This is a genomic window from Chryseobacterium mulctrae (genome assembly GCF_006175945.1).
GTDB classification, from domain to species: Bacteria; Bacteroidota; Bacteroidia; order Flavobacteriales; family Weeksellaceae; genus Chryseobacterium; species Chryseobacterium mulctrae.
In genome coordinates, this window is record NZ_VAJL01000001.1 from 1,913,637 (window position 1) to 1,935,836 (window position 22,200).

Consider the following 22,200-nt stretch of genomic DNA (forward strand, 5'->3'; position numbering starts at 1 on the left):
AAAATATTATGAAAAATGCATTCAAAATTCTGGGGGCTTTAATGCTTCTGTTTACCTTCATGTCGATTTCCTCGTGCAGTAACGATGACGATCCGGCCGACAATGATTTTTTCGCAGGAACTTATAAAGGGAGTATTTCCTATAAAGATAACGACAATGATATTGCAACAGATAATGGTGAAGTTTTCGTAACAAAAATTGCAAGCGGAACCAAATACAACTTTAGATTTTCTAACGGAATTCCTGACCTTAACGGATTAGAATTTCAAAAACAAGGTGACAATACTTTAGTTATGGTGAATTCTACTGCACTTGTTTATGTAAGAATCGACAACAATGAGCTTAAAATGCTTTATACCGCAGATGGAAAAACATGGAGAGCCAACTGTACACGATAATACAATAACTATTCATTCATATGTTGCCCGTTTCCAAATTTGGAGGCGGGCTTTATTTTGAATCTAACTTTCTAAAAATAAAAGCTTTAAAATATAATTTGAAATTATTTCGAAAGAACAATTGTAAATTAAAAAACATCATCAAATTGGGAAATACACAATATTTTTCATATTTTTGCAATCAAACACTCAAAACAATATCAAATATGTCGAAAATTTTACTCTTTTTTCTCAATCTTATTGCATTTATCTCACTTAACGCTCAAAGTTTTGAATACTCAAGAACCTGGGGAACATACATAGGTCCTGTAGGAGCTACATCTTGGACAGAAAGCGCAACGAAAACAATGCTATTTGACAGCCAGAATAACATCCATCTTACCGGTACAGCAATGGGATATCCCAACAACTACCCTTCTTCTTATTATGACCAGTTCAGAGTTGGAAATGGTGGTCAGAGTTTTAAGATAAACCCATCAATAATGAGTACAACCAATACTGTTGTAGCAAAAATAAATCCGTCTGGTAATGTACAAGCTTATGAATATTACAATTATTTATTAGACAATGACGGCTATAAGAAAAAACTAAAATATATTGACCACAACAATAATTACTATTATGAATATGCTGCATTTATAAATAATTTACCCATTGCACCGACACAAAATGCCTGGCTGCAAAATTCCAATCATCCACAATTAGGTACAGTTTTAGCCAAACATGCCCCAAATGGCACTTTACTTTGGGCAACTTATCTACCTGTAGGTAATCAAACTTATATTTATGGTCTTTTGACTAACATAAGTATTGCTGAAGACGAATCGGGAAATATTTATCTCGCAGGCTCCAGTGATATTAAACAAAATATTGCAACTCCAGGTACATTTCAAGACACTTATCAACTCTTATACAATCAAACAACTGAAATTCTTAACGGATACATTGTAAAACTAAACTCCAATGGTGAGAAAATCTGGGGTACTTATTTCCCTAGCCAAATTTATAACTTAAAATACTACAACAATTCAGTATATATTGTAGGAGGACAAGAACCAACAGGTAATCAATACAACATTGCATCTACAAATGCATTCCAATCGGTTCCTGCCAATTTTAACCTTCAAAAATTCAATGCAGAAAACGGCACAAGACTTTGGGGCACTTATTATGGGCATTCTGACGGATCCAGCAGAATTAGCAGCATAGACGTTAACGAAACCGGAGTTTATGTAATGGGAGATGCACAATCGAATACCGCTACACAAGGCTACTTTGGAACTCAGGGAACACACCAAACAACGAATGCTGGAAGCTATGATTTATTTCTTAGTAAATTTAATTATTCCGGAGAACGCATCTGGAGTACTTATTTTGGGGGCACTGGTTTAGACCAGGCCTACTCTTGTATGCAACCGCTCGCTTTAAACGGAAATGACATTTATATTACTGGCTGGACATACGGACTTGGAAATAATCTGGCAACACCAGAAACCTACAAATCATCACCAACATTAAATACAAATTTGGCTACCAATCAATTTTTTGTAAAATTCAATAGTAACGGACAAAGAATTTGGGCCTCTTATTATGGAGATTCAAGTCTTGGCTATAATCTTCCTATAAACATCGCTGTTAATAATTCATCTTTATATTTATATGGAGAAACACTTGCAACCACGGGTTATTCAACTCCAAACAGTTGGCAACCACAAATCATAGACCCAAACAGCCAAAAAAAGAATGTTGCTTTTGTTGCAAAATTTGACCTTAAGAATCTTTCTACATCTGAGAATAATAAACCTGAGAAACTGACGCTTTATGATAACCCAAACAATGGTAACTTTTCATTAAAAGGTAGTATTCTTGAAAAAGAAATTTGTAGACTTAAGCTCTATGATATGAGTGGAAAAATAGTACATTCTCAAACATTAGAAAAGAACAAACTTCAGAACATCTATTTAAAAGAAAAACTTCTAAGAGGCACTTATATGGTACAAGTGAATGATAGCAAGAATAACAATCTCGCCAATATTAAAATGATTGTGAAAAATTAAAATTTAATTAAATCTGTCAAATTTGATTTTCATTTTGAGATTTTATCTAACTTTACTTAAACAAAAAACAATCAATCAAATGAAAAAATTTCTTACTGCAATGTCTATCATCTTAGGATTAGGATTCGCAAGCGCACAACAAGTTGCTCCGGCAACTAAAACCACAACTACAAAAGCTGTAAAACCCGTAAAAGCTGTTGAAACCAAAGCAGCAAAACCAGCACAAAAGTTGAAAAAAGACGGTACTCCCGATAAACGATACAAAGAAAATCAGAAACTGAAAAAAGACGGTACTCCTGATAAAAGATATAAAGTAAACAAATAAAAAAAGGCAGATAGCTGCTATTCATAATCAAATTTTCAATAAGCCGATGCCTAGATCATCGGTTTTTTTATTTTTAAATTTTAAAATATTCTTTGAATTCTATACTTATTTATAAATTTGAACCATGTTAAACTTTCTAAAGAAAAATGCAGCGTTGATTTGGGCAAAAAAACATGTTCAAAAAGCAGAAGAATTCAAGAAAAATGCGGAAAAGAATCAAGAGAAATTATTGCTATCTCTTGTCAATACAGCTAAAAAAACTCTTTTTGGAAGAACATATGATTTTGAAAACATCAAGTCTGTAAAAGATTTTCAGAAAAAAGTTCCCGTTGCAGATTATGAAGATCTGAAACCTTACATCGAAAAAGTAAAACGCGGACAGAGAGATATTTTATGGATAGAAACTCCCGAATATTTTGCAAAAACTTCCGGCACAACATCCGGGTCAAAATATATTCCTATTTCTAAAGAAGGAATGCCTTTTCAGGTGAAAGGAGCTCAGAGTGCGCTTTTCCATTATATTGCTAAGAAAAACAATGCTGATTTCGTAGGCGGAAAAATGATTTTCTTACAAGGAAGCCCGGAATTGGAAGAAGTTTTTGGCGTAAAAACCGGCAGACTTTCAGGAATTGTAGCGCATCACATCCCCAATTATCTTCAGAAAAACCGTCTACCAAGCTGGGAAACCAATCTGATGGAAGACTGGGAGGCCAAAGTAGATAAAATCGTTGAGGAAACCGAAAAAGAAAACATGACCTTGATCTCAGGAATTCCGCCTTGGTTGATTATGTATTTTGAAAAATTGATTGAGAAAAACGGAAAAAAAATCAAACAAATCTTCCCCAATCTTCAACTCATCGTTACAGGTGGCGTAAATTACGAACCTTACCGCGAGAAAATGGAAGAACTTTTAGGCGGAAAAGTAGATATTGTACAGACATTTCCGGCTTCGGAAGGATTTTTTGCTTTTCAGGATGATTACACCAAAGAAGGACTATTACTTTTAACCAATCACGGAATTTTTTACGAATTCATTCCTTTAGAACAATACGGAAAACCCAATGCTCAAAGATTAACACTAAAAGATATTGAGCTTAATAAAGATTATGCTTTAATTTTAACAACCAACTCCGGTTTATGGGCGTATTCCATTGGCGATGTTGTGAGGTTTATTGATAAAAATCCACACAGAATTTTGGTAAGCGGAAGAACGAAACATTTCACCTCTGCTTTTGGCGAACACGTTATTGCTTTTGAAGTGGAAGAAGCGATAAAAGCCACAGTAGAAAAATTTCCTGCGCAGATTACAGAATTTCATTTGGCTCCGGAAGTAAATCCGGAAGAGGGTTTACCTTATCACGAATGGTTTATTGAGTTTGAAAAAGAGCCTGAAAATTTAGATGTATTTAAAAATGAACTGGATGATCAGTTGAGAAAACGCAACACTTATTATGATGACTTGATTTCAGGAAATATTTTGCAGAAGCTTCATATTTCTAAGCTTCAAAAAAATGCTTTTCAGGAATATGCAAAATCCGAAGGAAAATTAGGCGGGCAAAATAAAATCCCAAGATTAGCAAACGATAGGAAAATTGCAGATTTATTAAAAATTTACAAAAAATAAGACACCATAAAAATCACATTCTATGAAAAGAATCTTGTTCCTTTTAGTAGTTATTTCATTTACCTCTTGTAGCTCGCTAAAATATAGCGCTACAAAAAACCCTGACAATTATAAAAATATAAAGACTGGGAATAAATATACTTTTCATCAGTCAGACGGAAGCAAAACTCCTATGACAATCAGTTCAATTTCTAAAGACAGTATCATTGGAACCAAAAGAAATGAAAGGATTTCGATTGCAAAAAATAATATTTCAGAGATAAGAAAAGATAAAACTGCAATTGCTGTAGTTGCCACAGCCGGAGGAGTTGCTGCCGCTACCATAATTGTTATCGGTATAAAAAATGCTACTGACGATATAGAAGATGTTGCAACAGCATTTGGAACCGGTTTAAATTAATGAGCAAAAAACAATCTTTCAAATATAAAATTTCTTCATTTTCTACTTTAATATTACAAAAAATATAAGATTTTCCCTTTTAATGAAAACGTATATTCAAAAAAAATTATAAATTTGGAAAACTAAAAAATTATAATGAAAGCATCTGTACTTTTAAAATCATCATTATTAACGTCTTTATTTGTAATCTCATCTTGTGCAACAACAAAGTACAGCGAAGATATTGCACAGAATAATTACTCTAACCTTGAAGCTGGTAAAACCTACATCGTTACTCACAAAGACGGAACCAAAAAACAGAAATTCTTATTCCGTAATATTGATGGAGACAACATCATTGGTACAGCAGGAAAAAAAGACAGTACAGAAGTAATCATCCCTAAATCTAACGTTGCCGCTGTAAAAGACAGATCAAAAGCAAGAGTTGCAGGAGGTGCTGTTGTAATTGGAGCTGCCGCTGCTGCTGCCATTGTAGTAGGTTCTTTGAGAGCTGACTAAAATAGACGTTATCTTTCAGAAGGTATTTTATTTATCTTTTGAAAACCGAAAATATCGATAGCCTTAAATGAATATTTAGGGCTATTTTTGTGGAATGATTTCTTTACTACCGCTCAAAACATTACAAAATGTAGAATTCAGAAATCTTCTTACGGGGAGATTTTTTATTGTTTTAGCTTTCAGAATGCTCGCTACTTTACTTGGATGGTGGGTGTATCAATTAACTAAAGATCCTTTTTCTATCGGACTTATCGGGTTATCTGAGGTAATTCCTGCGGTAAGTTGCGCTTTGTATGCTGGTCACGTGATCGATATGAACGAAAAGAAAAGACTTCTTTTGATTTGCAATTACGTCTATGTTTTTCTGATCAGTTTATTAATGATTCCAGCATTTTTTGATGTGGAACTTCATTTTACAGGTCACGAAATTACCTATTTCATTTACGGCGTTATTTTCTTTACCGGAATTGCAAGAGCCTTTATCGGACCAATTGTTCCATCGATGATTCCTAAAATCGTAAAGAAAGTCAATCTTCCGAGTGCAATTACTTTAAACCAAGCCACATTTTTGATTTCTTCAGTTTGCGGTCACGCTGCAGGAGGATTTCTCATCGGTTTTTTTGGCGTAAAATGGACTTTAGTAGTCATTGTTTCGCTTTTGCTGGTCGCTTCTCTGTTTTTCTGGCAACTGAATCAACAGTTTTCTGAGCATAAAAAAGAAGAAATCAAAGTCATGGAAAGTATGCGTGAAGGAATTGCTTATATTTTTAAAACTAAAGAAATTTTGGGAGCGCTTTGTCTTGATATGTTTGCCGTACTTTTTGGAGGTGCCGTTGCGATGATTCCAGTCTTTGCAACAGATATTTTAAAATCAGGAGCTGAAGGTTTCGGGTTGCTTAATGCGGCTTCAGATATAGGTTCGATGATTATTATTACTACATTATCTTTAGTTCCATTAAGAAAAAATCAGGGAAAAATTTTATTGGCTGTTGTAGCAGGTTTCGGAGTCTGCATTATCGGTTTCGGTTTGTCACACTATTACTGGCTTTCTTTTATGTTTTTGGTTTTAAGTGGCATGCTGGATGGCATTTCTGTGGTCATCCGTGGAACAATCGTACAGTTGAAAACGCCGGATCACATTAGAGGAAGAGTTTTAAGTGTAAACTCAATTTTCATTATGTCGAGCAATGAAATGGGTCAATTTGAGAGTGGATTGATGGCTAAACTTTTAGGTGTAGTGCGGTCTGTAATTTTTGGGGGAAGTATGACCGTATTAATTGCATTAATCGTAGGAAGCACCAACTCTAAATTGAGAAAAATGCAATATTAAACACATTCTATCGTTATCCTATGATAGACAATAATATTTAATGAAAGATTAATAATTTATTTATATTTGTGTTACCAAATTTTTGAAAAAATGAAAAAAATTCTACTCATCAGTTTACTTATTATATCACAAATGATTTTTGCACAATCCAGTTCTGACTGCGGTGGTACTGTGCAGGTCTGTGGAAACACCCCCATCTCTTTTACACCAACTGGTCCAGGTGATGTTTTGGAGGACTTAGGAGGATGCCTTACTGATGACGAAAATTACTCTGTATGGTACACTTTTACCATTGCAACATCAGGAACTTTAACTTTTACCATCACACCTAATGTGTTATCCAATGATTACGATTGGGGTGTTTATGGGCCTAATGTAAGCTGTAGCAGCCTTGGAGATCCAATCAGATGTAATTTTTCGGGAACTTCAGGAGTTACTGGTTTAAACTTTACAAACACTAACACTACCGCAGATGGCTTAGGTTCTCCATTTTGTTCATTTATGAATGTAGTGGCCGGACAAACCTATTACTTGGTTGTAGACAATTATTCTAGTGTTGCTAATGGATTTGTATTAACCTGGGGTGGAACAGCAACCTTAGTATCGCCATTTAACTCTGCTTTTCAACCTAATCCTTTTATTCCGCCAGGAAGTCCCGCAGCAAACCCAACCGCTCCTAACGAAGTAATAGTTTGTACCGAGCCTCCTGTATTTAATTTCAGCTCATTATCTGCCGGAATTATAAATGGCAATCCTAATTTTGTGGCTTCATACTATAAAAATTCAAATGATGCCATCAGTGGAAACAACCCTATCTTGGGCTCTATTCCCGTAAATACTACAGACACTTACTACTATGTAATTACTTATGCTGACCCAAGTGCACCAGGTGGAGCCATCAGCAGATGTAGGTTACCCGGAACATTTAAATTTGTACAGCGTGCAATTAATGTTGTTGACACTACTTTAACAGGTTGCAACAATAATAATGCGGGAACAGCATTATATGACTTAACTACAGCAAACGTAATAAATGACCCTACAGTCACAAAGAAATACTATCCTTCACTAGCTGATCTGAACAATGGAACAGGTGAAATTACCAATCCCTATCAATATGTATCTGCAGCAGGATCTGTTTTCGTTTTGGTTACATCACCATTTGGATGTACAGATGTAGGAGAAATCAAGCTGAATTTTTATCCTGAAATCATCGTAACGGATGCTACTTTGAGAACTTGTTTCATCGAAACAAATCCATCAACAGGCCAATTCGATCTTACAGCGGCACCTGTTAATGGACAAGCGAACATGACAAGAAAGTATTATCCATCAATGGCCGATGCTGTAAACCAAACCAATGAAATATTAACTCCGACGACTCACATTGCTCCTACAGGATATGTATATGTGAGAGTTTCTAATGCTAATGGATGTTACAATGTAGCAAAAATAAATTTAATTGTTATCTCTCCTGTTTATTCAACAATTCTTGTAGATAAAATTATCTGTGCTGAAGACAAAACAACTATAGATGCAGGTTCAGGATTTGATGGATATGAATGGAGTACAGGTGCTACAACTCAAGTCATCTCAAATGTGGGAATAGGAACATATTGGGTAAAATTAAAAACTGGAGACTGTACTGTAAAGCAAACTGTAAAAGTATATGCCTCAGAGCAGCCTGTTATTTCAAATATTGAGATTTCAAACAGCACAATTACCGTACATGTTATCGGAGGAACACCTCCTTATAAGTACTCGATTAATAATATAAATTGGCAGGATTCTAATGTTTTCACCAATTTATCACGAGGAGATTATACTATTTTCGTCAAAGACAACTACAATTGTAAACCTATTCAGGTAAATATCGTTGTACCAAATATTACAAATGTAATTACTCCAAATGGAGATGGTGTAAATGATGTAATTGATTACTCTGCATTATCAGGAAAACAAAACTTAGTTCTCAGTATTTTTGACAGGTACGGATCAAAAATCTACCAAGCAGACAAAACTAATGGGTATAAGTGGGACGGTACAGCAAATGGAGGCAAGAAAGCATCAACAGGAAACTACTGGTATTCAGTGACATGGAATGAAAACAACAAGCAAAACACTCCAATTAAATTCTCCGGATGGGTATTATTAAAAAATAGAGAATAATAACCATAACAAATAGAAAGTCGCTTAATTAGCGACTTTTTTTTGATTTTAAATGATATTTCGCATAATTAATTAAATTTTTGTTAAATTTGTAATTAAAATCATTTGAAAATGAGAAAACTACTACTTTTTTTTATTTTAATAACATCTCAGCTATTTTATTCACAGTCAGACTGTATTAGTGCAATACCTGTTTGTGGTAACTCTGATATTTCATACAACCCAAGTAGCTCGGGACTTATTCAGGAGGCTACTTCGGGAAGCTGTTTAGGTATGGAAAACTATTCTGTATGGTACGTTTTTACAGCTGCAACATCAGGAACAATTGAATTTACAATAAACCCCGATACGATTCCTGGTGTTACTCGCTATGATTACGATTTTGCAGTTTATGGTCCTAATATAGACTGTACAACCTGGGATTTCGGAGATGCTATTCGTTGTAATTATTCAGGAACAAGTGGTCCTACAGGATTAAGTTCCACTCAAACAGGATCACAGTGGGGGCCTCCACTTCCAGTAGTTGCAGGAGAAATTTATTATCTTCTTATAGACAACTATATTCCCACAAGTAATTTAGGGTTTTCTCTTACATGGGGTGGTACAGCAACATTAACGTCTGCTTTTAACGACCCGGCATTAACGCCTAACCCATTCATTACACCTGGAGTTCCTAATGCAACAAACCCTACCCTTCCTAATGAAATTCTAAAGTGTAACTTACCTACACAGTTTAATTTCACAACTTTAACAACCGGTATATTGAATGGTAACCCAAATTTCATTGTGACATATCATAATGTTAATAATGATGCAATTACAGGAGCTAACCCATTAACTACAACCATTGTAGATGGCACGACACTTTATTATTATAGAATAAAATATTTAGATCCTGCTAACCCGAATAATCCAGCCAACGGATGTTTTCAAACAGGAAAGTTCAAATTCAGACAAGGAAATATTGTTCCGAATAATGCTACAATCCAAGCATGTAATAATAATGGTTCAGGAACAGGAACATTTAATCTTACAACAGCAGCCGTCTTTGCTGATCCAACTGCAACGAAAAAATACTATCCTACATTGGCAGATTTAAATGCAGGAACCAACGAAATTACAAATCCTACAGCATATGTATCTGCCCCTAAAACAATTCATGTAAAAGTAACATCAGTAGAAGGTTGCACAGCTAATTCTACAATTACCCTAAGCTTCTTCCCTGTTGTAGTGGTAACACCAGCATCTTTAGAATCATGTTTTATTGAAGGCGCAACCACAACTGCTTCTTTTGATCTTACACAAGCTAATGTAACATCTCAAACAGGCATTACTAAAAGATTTTTCACATCTCAAGCTAATGCTTTAGCCGGAACTAACGAAATTATCCCAGCTACGAACTATATCACTACAAGTACAGATGTGTATGTGAGAGTAACAAATAATGATGGGTGTTATGCTATTACAAAAATCGCATTAAAAGTTTTACCGCCAGTAAAATCATCTGTTCTTAAAGATAAAACTATTTGTCCGGAAGATAAAACTACCCTAGATGCTGGACCTGGATTCACTGGGTACGAATGGAGCACAGGTGCTACAACACAATCCATTTCAAGTGTTGGTGTTGGAGCTTATTGGGTAAAATTAAAAACAGGTAAATGTTTTACACTTCAGCAAGTACATGTTTACGCTTCACAACAACCCGTGATTGCAAGTATCGACATTACAAATAATACAATTACAGTAAATGCATCAGGAGGAACTGCACCATACAAATATTCATTGGATGGAATTAATTGGCAAGATTCTAATATATTTACAGGTTTACCAAGAGGTGAAAGTAAGATTTTCCTAAAAGATTCGTTTGATTGTAACCCTATACAGATACAAGTTACCGTTCCTAACCTTATCAATGCAATTACACCAAACGGGGACAACGTTAATGACGAAATAGATTATTCTGCATTAGCTTACAAAAAGAATTTATTATTCGTTGTTTACAACAGATATGGTAATAAAATCTATGAAGCTGACAAAATAAGAAACTTCAAATGGAATGGAACTTCAGGAGGTAAAAAAATCCCTACAGGAACCTACTGGTACACCATTACTTGGAATGAAAACGACAAAAACAATACACAAACCAAATATGACGGATGGGTATTGGTAAAAAACAGAGAATAATAATTTTCCTCAATCATAAAAAATCACCTCAGCAATGGGGTGATTTTTTTATTAACACTCAACCTCATCTGTTTACGATACTTGAGTTATGTTTTTCATAGAATTGTTAGTTACTATTTTTAAATTATTTTTTAAAAAAACTATCTTTGCACAATGGCGCAGAAAGAAACACTCTCTTCTCTTACACAAGGGAACTTTGCAAGGGAACTATCGATTGCAGACGGAAAAATGCCTCCTAATGCAATAGATTTTGAAAGATTGGTAATTGGTACTTTTTTAATTGATAAAAAAGGGCTCGATCATTCTATCGACCTGCTTACTCCTGAAGTCTTTTATGATCCGAGACATCAGGTTATATTTTCTGTTATCTTAAAACTGTATGAAGGAAACCACCCTGTTGACATTATGACTGTTATTCAGGAAATGAGAAAAACAGACAAACTCAGTTCTGCAGGAGGAGACCATTATATAATCGAGCTTACGATGGGAGTAAGTTCATCTGCCCATATCGAATACCATGTACGTGTAATTCTTGAAAAATATATTTTAAGAAGTTTAATTAATGTTTCAGCAAACGTAATTGACAATTCTTATAAAGAATCTACCGATGTTTTCGAACTTTTAGATAAGGCTGAACAGTCTTTTTTTGAAATCACAAATGGAACCATCAAAAAAGGATTCGATACCGCCAATACTTTAGTAAAGGAAGCTATTGACATCATTAAAGCTTTAAAAGACAAAGAAGGAATTTCTGGTGTACCATCAGGATTTAGAGATGTTGATAAAGAAACCGGAGGTTGGCAAAATTCTGACCTTATCATTATCGCAGCACGTCCTGCGATGGGAAAAACAGCATTCATTCTTTCAATGGCGAGAAATATTGCCGTAGAGTACAAAATTCCGATGGCGCTATTCTCATTAGAGATGGCATCGGTGCAGCTCATCACAAGGATGATTGCTTCCGAAACAAAAATTTCATCAGAAAAGCTAAGAAAAGGAACGTTGGACGATGAAGAATGGCAAAGACTATTTTCCAATGTATCAGAATTAGAAAATGCTCCTTTATATATTGATGAGACTCCTTCCCTTTCCATATTTGACTTTAGAGCAAAATGCCGAAGACTGGTAATGCAACATGGAGTAAGATTAATCATGGTCGACTACCTTCAGCTGATGACTGCAGGAGGTGGCGGAAAAGGCGGCGGAAACCGTGAACAGGAAATTTCCATGATTTCACGTTCATTAAAAGCGATTGCAAAAGAATTAAATGTACCTGTAATAGCACTTTCTCAGCTCTCAAGAAGTGTGGAAACGCGTCCTGGAAAACGACCTCAGCTTTCTGATCTAAGGGAATCCGGAGCAATTGAGCAGGATGCAGATATCGTATCATTTATTTTCAGACCTGAATATTATAAAATCACTGTTTGGGATAATGATGAAGATGGAGCTGAAACTTCTACCGAAAACCAAGCCGAATTAATTATTGCAAAACACAGAAATGGTGCTACCGCGGATGTAAGATTATCTTTCCTGAAGCATTTTGCAAAATTTGGGAATATTGAAGAGGCAACCAATGGAATGGGCTATTCAAATACGCTTGGCGAACCAAGTGGTTTTGAAAAAATTAAAACAACGATACAGCCAGGAGCTGCGTTTGATTTACCAGACAATTCTAAACTTTCAGGATCTTCTATGAATGATCTTGATGATGAAGAAGATTTTCCGTTTTAAAAATTAATTCAATAAATTAATGCCGCGAATGCACGAATGTTTTAAAAAAGAAATTCGTGTATTCGTGGCAACTTATCTTAAATGAGAATTGAAATATATACTGACGGAGCTTGTAGCGGAAACCCCGGGAAAGGAGGTTACGGAATTTTGATGCGTGTTCCCGAAAAAAATTATCAGAAAACATTTTCAAAAGGTTTCAGAAAAACCACCAACAACCGAATGGAGCTTCTGGCTGTAATCACTGCATTAGAAAAGCTAAAATCTACAGAAAATGACATTCACGTTTTTACCGACAGCAAATATGTATCTGATGCCATCAACCAAAACTGGATTTCAGGTTGGATTAAAAGAGGCTGGAAAAACGTAAAAAACCCGGATCTTTGGAAGAGATTTGTTGTACTTTTTAATCAGCATACTCCTAAAATGCATTGGGTAAAAGGTCATGCAGGGCATTTTGAAAACGAGCTTTGTGATAAACTGGCAGTTGCAGCCGCAAGCTCGCAAAATCTTGAAGTAGATACTTACTTTGAGGACTTGGAAAAAAATTCTCTATTTTGAATCAAACTAACATAACGCTTATCATATTCAACTTTTCGTTATCATTAATATTTTTCATTACAAAATAATCAAAATTTTCTACAAAATTAACATTATGCATACATTTATTAGCAAAGATTCAATATCTTTACACGTCTAATAGAAGTATCCTAATAAATGAATAAAAAATTACTGTTTTATTTTACCCTTTTTGTACTTTGTATTTCCGGAAATTTTTCCTCCCAAACTTATCAGCTCACAGGGAATCCTGTCATAACAACGGGTTGGGATATTGTACCTGGCGCAATCGTTAACACAGACTTTATTCAGCTTACAGCGGACCAAATAAGTCAAGTGGGTGGTGTTAAATTAAATGCCCCAATTAATCTTAAGTACTGCGACAAATGGAGAGTAGAATTCGATTTTAGGATTGACGGAAACGGAACAACCAATTATGGTAAAGGAGATGGATTAGCTTTTTGGTATTTATCAAATCCTCCTACTTCTTATACTTCGGGTGGTGGTTTAGGAATTCCTGCAAATGCAACAGGATTGATGGTTGGTTTTGATACTTTCAACAATAGCACAGAAGCACAAATGAGCAAAGTACATGTTTTATATGGTGTTAACAATACCACAGGCTCCAATATCGAATACAACAATACTCCAGGAAGCACTTACCACACTCCCGATCTTATTACTACACAACCTTTTGTAGGAACAAACTACAAACATGTTGAAGTGACTGGAGAGGTAAGTGGTGCTAATCCTGCAAATTGGATTATTAAGATAAAAATTGATAATGTTTTGGTGGTTGATCAAACACTTGCTCCATCAGGTGCTGCTATAGGAATGACTCAGGGTTATTTTGGGTTTTCTGCTTCGACAGGTGCTGCAAGCTCAAGACACTCTATTAAAAATGCTAAAATATATACTGACAAAGTAAATATTCTACAATCTTCAGTAACACAATCATTTTGCCCTAATCCCTCAACAGGTTTCGGAACGGCGAATTTAACATCATTTAATTCTCAGTTTGTTGCAAATCCGGCCAACTATACTTTCACTTATTCTGTTGGTGGTACTCCTATTACAACACCTATCAATTATCAGTTTAATGCCAATACAACGGTAAATGTTATCATCAGAGATAATAGTGCAATCCTTTGCGATAATCCTGACGGAAAAATCATCCTTACCCTTTCGCCGTTTACGGCAACCAACAGAACACTTTCTGCATGTAACAATAATGGTGCAACTACTGCAACATTTGATCTTTCTGCAGCGAATGTGACAGCAGTTCCCGGTGTTACTAAAAAGTATTACAGAACATTAGCTGATTTAAATGCAGGGATAAATGAAATCACAAATCCTACAGCTTACGTTTCGGCTCCAGGAAAGGTTTATGTAAAAGTAACTACGCCTCAAGGTTGTACCGGAAATGCAGAGATTACACTTGTATTCTATCCTTTGCCTGTGTCAACTGATGCTATATTAGAATCATGTTTTATTGAAGCAACTCCAACTGCAGCATTATTTAATCTGACCACAGCAAATGTTTCTACTGAAGCTGGTATTACTAAAAAGTTTTATACTACTTTGGCAAATGCATTAGCCGGAACCAACGAAATCGTCACTCCTATTACGTACATTTCTCAATCTACAGAGGTCTATGTAAAAATAACGGGTACAAACAGCTGTTATATTATTAAAAAAATAACTTTGAAAGTAAGTCCTCCGGTAAGATCTTCAGTTTTAAAAGATAAAACAATCTGTATTGATGACAGAACAACATTATATGCAGGTCCAGGATTTGATGGTTACGAATGGAGCACAGGAGCTACAACTTCATCTATCTCAAACGTAGCAGTGGGAGATTATTGGGTAAGATTAAAAACAGGAAGCTGCTACACATTACAAGCTGTAACTGTAAAACTAGCAACAAACCCAGTCATTTCAAGCATAGATATTACTAACAATACCATTACTGTGAATGTTTCCGGTGGTGTTGCTCCATACAAATATTCTTTAGACGGAATCAACTGGCAAGATTCTAATGTATTTACAGGACTTCCACGAGGTGAAAATAAAATTTTTGTGAAAGATTTTTATAATTGTGATCCTACACACATTCAGGTAACAGTTCCGAATCTTATCAATGCAATCACACCAAATGGCGATAATGTGAACGACTTCATTGATTATTCAGCTCTTGCTTATAAGAAGAATCTTATCTTCACAGTCTATGACAGATATGGAAACATGAAGTACCAAGCAGACAAACTAAGAAATTATACTTGGGACGGAACTTCCGGAGGTAAAAAATTGTCAACCGGTACTTACTGGTACTCTATAACCTGGACAGAAAACGACAAAAACAATACAGAGACAAAATATGACGGCTGGGTATTGGTAAAAAATAGGGAGTAATCCTAAAAAGCACCACTTACTTTAACGTGGTGTTTTTTAAATTTCAAAACCCTCATCAACAAAGCAATAATAAGCAGTAAGCAGACTATATTCAGTTATTATTTTTTAATACTCAATAGCTACTTCCTTACCTTTTTAACCTTATTTTAAACAAAAAAACGAATAATTTTACCAAATAATAAATATTAAAGTAAGTATGAAAAAACTTTTACTCACCACTTTTCTGTTAATACTAACAATATTCAATACCCAAATCAATGCCCAAACTTATCAACTCACCGGTACACCTGTAATCAATACAACAGGATGGGACATCGTTCCGTCTGCAACAGCAACTGGAGACTTTGTACAGCTTACTGCAGATCAAATAAGTAAGTTTGGAGCGATTAAGCTTTCTAATCCTATCAACCTAAAATATTGTGACAAATGGAAAGTTGAATTTGACTTCAGAATAGACGGAAACGGAACAGCCGCTTACGGAAGAGGTGACGGTCTAACATTTTGGTATCTTTCTAATCCTCCAACTACATTTACAACCGGAGGCGGACTCGGAATCCCTGCAAATGCAAACGGATTAATGGTTGCGTTTGATATATTCAACAACTCTACAGAAGGACAGATGAGTAAAGTCCATGTTCTATATGGAACAAATAATGTGCCTTCCGGAAGCCCAAATATTGAATATAATGTGACGGCTAATAGTACTTTTCACTCTGCGGATCTTAATCCTACCCAAGCCTTTGTAGGAGCTAATTATAAGCATGTTGAAGTAAATGGTGAAGTAGATGCTGCTAATATTAATAATTGGAAAATTCAAATAAGAATAGACGGTGTGCTTATCACTGATACTTCTTTCGCTCCTTCAGGAGGTGCAATTGGAATGACTCAAGGGTATTTCGGATTTTCCGCAGGGACAGGATTAGCAAGTGCAAGACATTCTATAAAAAATGCGAAAATATTTATTGATAAAGTTCCGATTCTACAAAACAGCATCACTCCGTTTGTATGTACAAACCCTGCGACTGGAAACGGATTTGTAGATTTAACTTCTTATGCCAATCAGTTTGTAAACAACCCGGGAAACTATATCATCACTTATTATGTTTTAGGAAGCTCTACGCCTATTGCAACTCCTACAAATTTTCAATATTCTGGGAATACTACAATTTCTGTAGTTATAAAAGATCCTTCATCTACGTTATGTGATAATGGTGATGCAAGAATTATTTTAAATCCGAGTCCGTTTGCCGCAGATGATGCCACGATAACAGCTTGTAACAATAACAATGCAGGACTTGCTTACTTCGATTTGAGTACCGCTGCTGTAACTACACTTCCGGGTGTTACAAAAAGATATTATCCTACCCTTGCTAACCTTAATGCAGGAACTAGTGAAATCCTAAACTGGGCAAATTATCCTGCCACAAACGGAGCAACAGTTCATGTAAAAGTTACCACTCCACAAGGATGTACAGATAATGCAGTTATTACTCTTAATCACTTCCCTGTTGTTGTTGTAAACGATGCAACTCTCAGATCATGTTTCCTGGAAAATAATGTTTCAATGGGATCATTTAATCTTACCAATGCGACAGTAACCCCACAGACCGGAATAACAAAAAAATATTACCCGTCATTACAAGATGCCATCAACGGAAGCAACGAAATAATCACGACTAATCCTTACATTGCTCCAAATGGTGTAGTTTACATCAAAGTAACCAATGCAAACGGATGTTATGCAATTGCGAAGGTTACTTTAACGGTAATTCCACCAGTATATTCGACAGTTTTAAAAGATAAAATCATCTGCGTAGAAGATAAAACGACATTAGATGCAGGAACAGGTTTTGATAGCTACGAATGGAGCACAGGTGCGACTACTCAAACTATTTCAAACGTAGGAGTTGGAACTTACTGGGTGAAACTGAAAACAGGAGACTGTACTGCTCTTCAAAATGTAAAAGTATTTGCTTCGGAGCAACCTGTAATTACATCAGTTGATGTCGCTGCAACAACAATTACAGTTTATGCTAATGGTGGAACTCCTGCTTACCAATATTCTTTAGATAATGTAACTTGGCAAGCTTCTAATGTATTTAAAGGACTTTCGAGAGGAGTACACAAGATTTTTGTAAAAGATTCTTACGATTGTGAACCAATGGAAACTGAAGTTACGGTTCCTAATATCATTAACGTAATCACTCCAAACGGAGACGGTCGTAACGATGTGATAGATTATTCTGCATTGGGAAGTAAAATAGATTTAACATTCAGTGTTTACAACCGATATGGAGCAAAAATTCATCAGGGGGACAAAACCAATAATTACAAATGGGACGGAACTGCAAATGGAAGAAAAGTTCCTACAGGAAGCTACTGGTATTCTGTAACATGGAACGAAAACAATAAAACCAAAACTCCGGTAAAATTATCTGGTTGGATTATTGTAAAAAACAGGGAATAATTTTTTTTTTCAAACTATACTTAATTTTAAAGAATCTGTCTCATTCGTGAGATGGATTCTTTTTTTATTTAATGTCATCCGTTAGTATAATTTTAATACTAAATAATCTATGTTATTGAACGATTAAAAGAAATTAAGAAAGCTTAATTTATCTTCAAATATAATTCTCACCCCATTATGCATTTTAAATTTTGTCTTTCTGAAATAAATTACGTAGTCAAACAGCTTTGTTTATCTTCCAGTATTAAAATTCTCATTAAAAGTTTTACAAATAATTATTAAGTATCATAAGAAAAACAAAAAACCACTGCAAAAGCAATGATTTCATTATTCATATTAGAAATTCTTTTTAAAAAGAAACTTCATTTACCTCTTTTCCGCGCTGAAAATTCATCATTTTCTGGTTTCCTTTATATGCAATGCTTACCAGGTTTATTTGCTTAGGAAACGCACTCAAAAGTAATGTGTTTTTTATTTTTAAAGTATTAATATCAGAAATACCTCCGGCTTCAAAATACACCCAAACCGTTTCTCCGCTTACCTGACTTCCCGTGAAGGTTAAGGCTTGAGGAGAGCCATTTACAAATACATCAAAATTATTATTTACATATTTTTTTACTTCAGCTTCAAATCCTGCAGTATTTCTGTTGATTTTAATCGCATCAGAAATATGGCTTGTATTTACTTTCATCGTAAACTTTAGCGTTTTGCTACCATCAACATAATCTGCTTTTGTCATGGACGAGAAAAAGTCTGCCACAGAAAAACTCATCAGTATAATCAATGTAAAAATACCCGATATATATAAAATTTTTTTCATCTCAATTTATAGATTTACAGCATATTGCTAAATATATTTGGTCAAATTTGATGCCAATTAAAAGTTAACGTTCACAGAGTACTTGTCATAAAAAGCCTTAATGTGAGCTATTGCTTCGTCTGCGCTATCTACCACACGGTAAAGATCAAGATCACCATCAGAGATCATTCCTTCTTTTAGTAATGTTTCTTTAAACCATTCCAGCAAACCGCCCCAAAACTCAGATCCTACCAAAACAATTGGAAAACGTCCTATTTTATTGGTTTGAATAAGAGTCATTGCCTCAGTAAGTTCGTCTAATGTACCAAATCCTCCCGGCATAACAATAAATCCTTGAGAGTATTTTACAAACATCACTTTTCTTACAAAGAAATAATCAAAATTCAGCGAATACAGTTTGTTAATATACGGATTAAAATGTTGTTCGAAAGGAAGGTCGATATTTAGCCCGATTGATTTTCCTTCTGCATTGAAAGCTCCTTTGTTTCCGGCTTCCATAATTCCGGGACCACCTCCTGTAATTACACCGAAACCTATTTTGGTGATTTTTTCAGCAATTTCAACAGCCATTTGGTAATATTTACTTTCAGGTTTCAATCTTGCAGACCCGAAAATAGAAACGCAAGGTCCTATTCTTGCCATTTTTTCGTAGCCATCTACAAACTCTGCCATTACTTTGAAAACCATCCAGCTGTCTTTGGTAATGGTTTCGTCCCAGGTTTTTTCGCGTAAACTATTATGTAATTTAGTTTCGTTGATATCTAATTCTGTATTTTCTAAACTTTCGTCTCTTGTTCCTTCAGTTCTCATTCAAATTATTTAAAATATTTTTCTGCTTCAATTACAGACTCCGGTCTTCCTACGTCAACTAAAATGCTGTCGTGCACAAAACCGTGTATTTTTTCAGTCTGCATCAAATCCAGATACTCTTCCATCACAGAAAACTTTCCCTTTCTTTTTATTTTGTCAAAAATAACAGGATTAATGCAATGCACCCCGCTAAAAGCCAAAGGTCTGAATCCCTTGTTGAATTCTGCAAGACGCTGTTCTCCTGTCTGTACATTAAGCCAGCCTCGTAAAACCAAGTCATCATTAAATAACAATTTTCTAGAACTCTCTCTGTCTGAAACCGCTAAGGTAGCAAAATCTTTAATTTCTTTGTGATAGCTTACAAAATCATCAATATTGATCTTGGTAAGGATATCGGCATTCATAATCAGGAAGTCTTCACTATGATTGAGGAATTCTTTAGCAAAAATCAAACCACCGCCTGTTTCCAGTAACTCATCAGACTCATCGGAAATTTCAATCTTACAACCAAAATTATCATTTTTCTTTAAAAACGTAACGATTTGATCCCCAAAATGATGGATATTGATCACAAAGTCAGTAATCCCGAAACTTTTGAGATATTTTATATTTCTTTCTAAAAGCGGAACGCCATTCACTTTAGCCAAAGCTTTAGGATGATGATCCGTAAAAGGTTTCAATCGGGTGCCTTTTCCTGCTGCAAAAATTAATGCCTTCATAATTATGGGTAATAAATAATTGGTAATAAGTAATTTAAAAACATGTAAATAAATAATAATAGCGAAAACTAATATATTACTTATTGCACATCACCCATTACTTATGATTAAGTTGGTGTTGCTCGTCGTGGTGAAGACTTATTTCTACTTTATCACCATATTTTTCTTCAATAAAATGAGCAATTTTAATGGCCGAATAAACCGATCTGTGTTGTCCTCCGGTACATCCGAAATTGATTTGCAGGTTTTCAAAACCTCTTCCTAAATAATTATCAATGTTAATTGAAACTAAGTTTTTAATTAATTCTAAAAACTGAGGCATCTCTGTTTTTGTTTCTAAATATTCCTGAACTCCAATATCGTTTCCGGTCTGGATTTTATATTCTTCTACTCTTCCCGGATTTAAAATTCCTCGGCAATCGAATGTAAAACCACCTCCGTTTCCAGAGTCGTCTTTAGGGATTCCTCCTTTTTTATATGAAAAACTGTGAATGTCTATGTGTAGCATGTTTTATTATTTATAATTGATTGTTGATAAATGATAATTGATTATTCGTTTTTAAATTCTCTTTGTTATTCCGTAGGAATCTAAGCGAAGTTAATTCTATTCAAGAGTTGAGATTTCTACGGAATGACAAACCTTGAGTTTAATCAACCTTAATCCTTAATGGTTTAATTTACCTTTAATATTTCTAATATTTTAAATTTGACTTTTTCAGAACTCAGCTGTTCAATTACTTTTTTCAGCTCTGGGTAATTTTTCATCTCATCCCAACCTTCTGAAAATTCTGTAATATTTTGAATGCCTTTATCGAGGCTTGCAATGAAATGTTGCTTTCTCTGAATCAGTCCACGGAAACCGTATGCTCCCAAAACCTGTAAAAACCTCATCATCTGAATCGGTTTTACCGATTTTTTTAGTTGAGACTGAATTTCTTTATCTTCAAACTGTTGAATGTAAAAATTAAGCATTTTGTTTTTGAAATTCTCAGGAAAATTGGCTTTAGCCTGAAACAAAAATGAAATGACATCATACATTAAAGGACCTTTCATTGCAGACTGATAATCAATAAAAGAAACTTTATTTTCATTATTGACCATTATATTTCTTGCCTGAAAATCCCGAATCATTATACCTTTCGGCTCAAGGTTTTGTATCAGATTGATGATTTCTTTAAATTCTTTCAGTAGAGATGATTTGTGATATTCTAATTCTAAAACATCAGCAACGAAATTTTTAAAGTAATACAAATCATGCATTACCGGAAGCTCGTCATAACTTTCGTATTCAAAAGTTTTTTGGAAATCTATTTTTCCGTTTGTTTTTTCCTGAAGTTCAAAAAGCTCTTTAAGAGTTTGCTTTACCAAAGTCTTTACATTTTCAGACAAACCTTCTTCTGCAATGATTTCTGAAAAAGTTTTTTCTCCTAAAAATTCCTGAATATATAATTTCCGGTCTTCTGAAACAGAGAATATTTTCGGTGTGTTTAGATTCAGTTCAGAAAACAGTTCTGAGAAATACAGGAAACTTTCATTTTCGGCAATATTCTCATTATAAGTAATGATGTATTTCCCGATTTGATTTTGAGCCAAAAAATTGACCCTTGCAGAACCGCTTTGAGCTAACGTAAGAAATTGAGTTGATTTTTCGCCAAAATGGTTTTCAAAAAATCTTTTTGCGTTTTCAGAAGTCATAATATG

General features: G+C 34.8%; 18 protein-coding genes. 13 read left to right on the forward strand and 5 right to left on the reverse strand.

The window, feature by feature from the left end; all coding sequences use genetic code 11:
• Window positions 1-8 precede the first annotated feature (8 nt).
• The 13 genes from FDY99_RS08595 (at window position 9) to FDY99_RS08655 (ending at window position 18,150) form a co-directional block, all read left to right on the forward strand.
• Complete coding sequence (locus FDY99_RS08595) at window positions 9-398, forward strand: hypothetical protein (protein WP_074230865.1); 390 nt, start codon at window positions 9-11, stop codon at window positions 396-398.
• 206 nt (window positions 399-604) lie between these two features.
• Window positions 605-2,455, forward strand: a complete 1,851-nt coding sequence (locus tag FDY99_RS08600; protein ID WP_162304155.1) for a T9SS type A sorting domain-containing protein — start codon at window positions 605-607, stop codon at window positions 2,453-2,455.
• Between the two features lie 79 nt (window positions 2,456-2,534).
• Window positions 2,535-2,780, forward strand: a complete 246-nt coding sequence (locus FDY99_RS08605; RefSeq protein WP_139420731.1) for a hypothetical protein — start codon at window positions 2,535-2,537, stop codon at window positions 2,778-2,780.
• A 124-nt stretch (window positions 2,781-2,904) separates the two neighbouring features.
• Window positions 2,905-4,404, forward strand: coding sequence for a GH3 auxin-responsive promoter family protein (locus FDY99_RS08610; RefSeq protein WP_139420733.1), 1,500 nt, complete (start codon window positions 2,905-2,907; stop codon window positions 4,402-4,404).
• A gap of 22 nt (window positions 4,405-4,426) precedes the next feature.
• Window positions 4,427-4,804 carry a hypothetical protein gene (locus FDY99_RS08615; RefSeq protein WP_139420734.1) on the forward strand — a complete coding sequence of 126 codons (378 nt, stop codon included), beginning with the start codon at window positions 4,427-4,429 and terminating at the stop codon, window positions 4,802-4,804.
• Between the two features lie 135 nt (window positions 4,805-4,939).
• Window positions 4,940-5,302: a hypothetical protein gene (locus tag FDY99_RS08620; RefSeq protein WP_139420737.1), complete on the forward strand. Its 363-nt coding sequence runs from the start codon at window positions 4,940-4,942 to the stop codon at window positions 5,300-5,302.
• 94 nt (window positions 5,303-5,396) lie between these two features.
• Window positions 5,397-6,632, forward strand: a complete 1,236-nt coding sequence (locus FDY99_RS08625; RefSeq protein ID WP_074230858.1) for an MFS transporter — start codon at window positions 5,397-5,399, stop codon at window positions 6,630-6,632.
• A gap of 90 nt (window positions 6,633-6,722) precedes the next feature.
• Window positions 6,723-8,801 carry a T9SS type B sorting domain-containing protein gene (locus FDY99_RS08630; protein WP_139420739.1) on the forward strand — a complete coding sequence of 693 codons (2,079 nt, stop codon included), beginning with the start codon at window positions 6,723-6,725 and terminating at the stop codon, window positions 8,799-8,801.
• Window positions 8,802-8,912: 111 nt separating this feature from the next.
• Window positions 8,913-10,985 carry a T9SS type B sorting domain-containing protein gene (locus FDY99_RS08635; protein WP_139420741.1) on the forward strand — a complete coding sequence of 691 codons (2,073 nt, stop codon included), beginning with the start codon at window positions 8,913-8,915 and terminating at the stop codon, window positions 10,983-10,985.
• 153 nt (window positions 10,986-11,138) lie between these two features.
• The gene (gene dnaB, locus FDY99_RS08640; protein ID WP_074230855.1) at window positions 11,139-12,716 is read left to right on the forward strand and encodes a replicative DNA helicase; all 1,578 of its coding nucleotides are present in this window, start codon (window positions 11,139-11,141) and stop codon (window positions 12,714-12,716) included.
• An 81-nt stretch (window positions 12,717-12,797) separates the two neighbouring features.
• Window positions 12,798-13,274, forward strand: a complete 477-nt coding sequence (rnhA, locus tag FDY99_RS08645; RefSeq protein ID WP_139420742.1) for a ribonuclease HI — start codon at window positions 12,798-12,800, stop codon at window positions 13,272-13,274.
• 156 nt (window positions 13,275-13,430) lie between these two features.
• Window positions 13,431-15,683, forward strand: a complete 2,253-nt coding sequence (locus tag FDY99_RS08650) for a T9SS type B sorting domain-containing protein (protein WP_139420744.1) — start codon at window positions 13,431-13,433, stop codon at window positions 15,681-15,683.
• A gap of 196 nt (window positions 15,684-15,879) precedes the next feature.
• On the forward strand, window positions 15,880-18,150 hold the full coding sequence (locus FDY99_RS08655) for a T9SS type B sorting domain-containing protein (protein WP_139420746.1): 2,271 nt from the start codon (window positions 15,880-15,882) through the stop codon (window positions 18,148-18,150).
• A gap of 349 nt (window positions 18,151-18,499) precedes the next feature.
• Here FDY99_RS08655 and FDY99_RS08660 read toward each other — a convergent pair whose 3' ends face one another.
• The 5 genes from FDY99_RS08660 to FDY99_RS08680 all read right to left on the reverse strand — a co-directional run bounded on the left by FDY99_RS08660 (window position 18,500) and on the right by FDY99_RS08680 (window position 22,194).
• Window positions 18,500-18,970, reverse strand: coding sequence for a DUF6702 family protein (locus tag FDY99_RS08660; RefSeq protein WP_139420748.1), 471 nt, complete (start codon window positions 18,968-18,970; stop codon window positions 18,500-18,502).
• A 57-nt stretch (window positions 18,971-19,027) separates the two neighbouring features.
• Window positions 19,028-19,780: an LOG family protein gene (locus FDY99_RS08665; protein WP_139420750.1), complete on the reverse strand. Its 753-nt coding sequence runs from the start codon at window positions 19,778-19,780 to the stop codon at window positions 19,028-19,030.
• 5 nt (window positions 19,781-19,785) lie between these two features.
• Window positions 19,786-20,499 (reverse strand): nucleotidyltransferase family protein, encoded by a 714-nt coding sequence (locus tag FDY99_RS08670; protein WP_139420752.1) that lies wholly within the window; start codon window positions 20,497-20,499, stop codon window positions 19,786-19,788.
• A 97-nt stretch (window positions 20,500-20,596) separates the two neighbouring features.
• The gene (locus FDY99_RS08675) at window positions 20,597-21,007 is read right to left on the reverse strand and encodes a RapZ C-terminal domain-containing protein (RefSeq protein ID WP_074230848.1); all 411 of its coding nucleotides are present in this window, start codon (window positions 21,005-21,007) and stop codon (window positions 20,597-20,599) included.
• A 164-nt stretch (window positions 21,008-21,171) separates the two neighbouring features.
• The gene (locus FDY99_RS08680; protein WP_139420755.1) at window positions 21,172-22,194 is read right to left on the reverse strand and encodes an aminoglycoside phosphotransferase family protein; all 1,023 of its coding nucleotides are present in this window, start codon (window positions 22,192-22,194) and stop codon (window positions 21,172-21,174) included.
• Window positions 22,195-22,200: the final 6 nt, after the last annotated feature.